Source organism: uncultured Flavobacterium sp., assembly GCF_937967675.1.
Taxonomy (GTDB): domain Bacteria; phylum Bacteroidota; class Bacteroidia; order Flavobacteriales; family Flavobacteriaceae; genus Flavobacterium.
This window is the reverse complement of the sequence record NZ_CALBSN010000052.1, coordinates 1-1,518: the sequence shown is the minus strand read 5'-3', so window position 1 is coordinate 1,518 and position 1,518 is coordinate 1. Positions and strand designations below refer to the sequence as shown.

Here is a 1,518-nt window from a genome sequence, read left to right as displayed (position 1 = left end):
AAATAAAGAGTTGACATGGAAAATATTGCATTAATCGAATCGTTTTCAGAATTTAAAGACGATAAACTCATAGATAGAGTTACACTAATGGCAATTTTAGAGGATGTATTTAGAAGTGCATTAAAAAAGAAATACGGATCAGATGAAAATTTTGACATCATCATTAATCCTGATAAAGGAGATATGGAGATTTGGAGAAATCGTGTTGTGGTAGAAGATGGTGAAGTAGAGGATCCTAATTCTGAAATTTCTTTGTCTGAAGCTAGAAGAATTGAGCCTGATTTTGAAGTAGGTGAAGATGTTTCTGAAGAAGTGAAATTAATCCAATTAGGAAGAAGAGCTATTTTGGCTTTACGTCAAAACTTGATTTCTAAAATTCATGAACACGATAATACAAATCTTTACAAACAATTTAAAGATTTAATTGGAGATATTTATACAGCTGAAGTGCATCATGTTCGTCCAAAAGCTGTAATTTTGATGGATGATGAAGGAAATGAAATTGTTTTACCAAAAGAAAAACAAATTCCAAATGATTATTTCAAAAAAGGAGATAATGTTAGAGGTGTGATAGAAAACGTTGAATTGAAGGGTAATAAGCCTCAAATCATCATGTCAAGAACGGCTCCTGAATTCCTTGAGAAATTATTTGAACAAGAAATTCCTGAAGTATTTGATGGTTTAATTACAATCAAAAAAGTAGTTCGTATTCCGGGTGAAAAAGCAAAAGTAGCGGTAGATTCTTATGATGATAGAATTGATCCTGTTGGTGCTTGTGTAGGAATGAAAGGTTCTCGTATTCACGGAATTGTTCGTGAGTTAGGAAATGAAAATATTGATGTTATCAATTATACAACTAACGCTCAATTGTATATTACAAGAGCTTTAAGTCCAGCAAAAGTGTCTTCGGTAAAAATTAACGAAGATGCAAAAACAGCTGAAGTATTCTTAAAAATTGAAGAAGTTTCAAAAGCGATTGGTAGAGGTGGTAATAATATTAAATTGGCTAGCTTATTAACAGGTTACGAAATTGATGTTATCCGTGAGGGAATTGCTGAAGAAGAAGATGATGTTGAATTAAGAGAATTTTCAGACGAAATCGAAGCTTGGGTAATTGAAGAGTTTGAAAAAATTGGTTTAGATACTGCTAGAAGCGTATTAAATCAAGATGTTGCTGACTTAGTTAGAAGAACAGACCTTGAAGAAGAAACCATTTTAGATGTAATCAATATTTTGAAAGAAGAGTTAGAAGGATAATTCTTTAGTCAACAACACAACAACATACAAAGAATTTTAAAAAGATTATATGTCTGAAGAAAGAGTAATAAGAATAAACAAAGTTTTAAGGGAGTTAAATATTTCTCTTGATAGAGCAGTGGATTTTTTAAAAGAAAAGGGTCATGAAATTGAGTCGAGTCCAAATGCTAAAATATCACAAGAGGAGTACAAAGTCTTATGCGGTCAATTTTCTGCTGACAAAGGGAATAAGGTTGCCTCTCTTGAAGTAAGTGAAGAAAA

The 1,518-nt window shown here is 31.8% G+C and carries 2 protein-coding genes; both read left to right on the top strand.

Annotated elements, in window-relative coordinates:
• The first annotated feature begins 15 nt into the window (after positions 1-15).
• The gene (gene nusA, locus Q0075_RS03395) at positions 16-1,257 is read left to right on the top strand and encodes a transcription termination factor NusA (protein ID WP_297868284.1); all 1,242 of its coding nucleotides are present in this window, start codon (positions 16-18) and stop codon (positions 1,255-1,257) included.
• A gap of 49 nt (positions 1,258-1,306) precedes the next feature.
• Positions 1,307-1,518: hypothetical protein (locus tag Q0075_RS03390; RefSeq protein WP_297868283.1), on the top strand; the 212-nt coding region annotated here is incomplete at its 3' end.

Excerpts from the sequence above, each read along its gene's own strand:
- nusA (WP_297868284.1), top strand. The coding sequence starts at position 16 with ATGGAAAATATTGCATTAATCGAATCGTTTTCAGAATTTAAAGACGAT.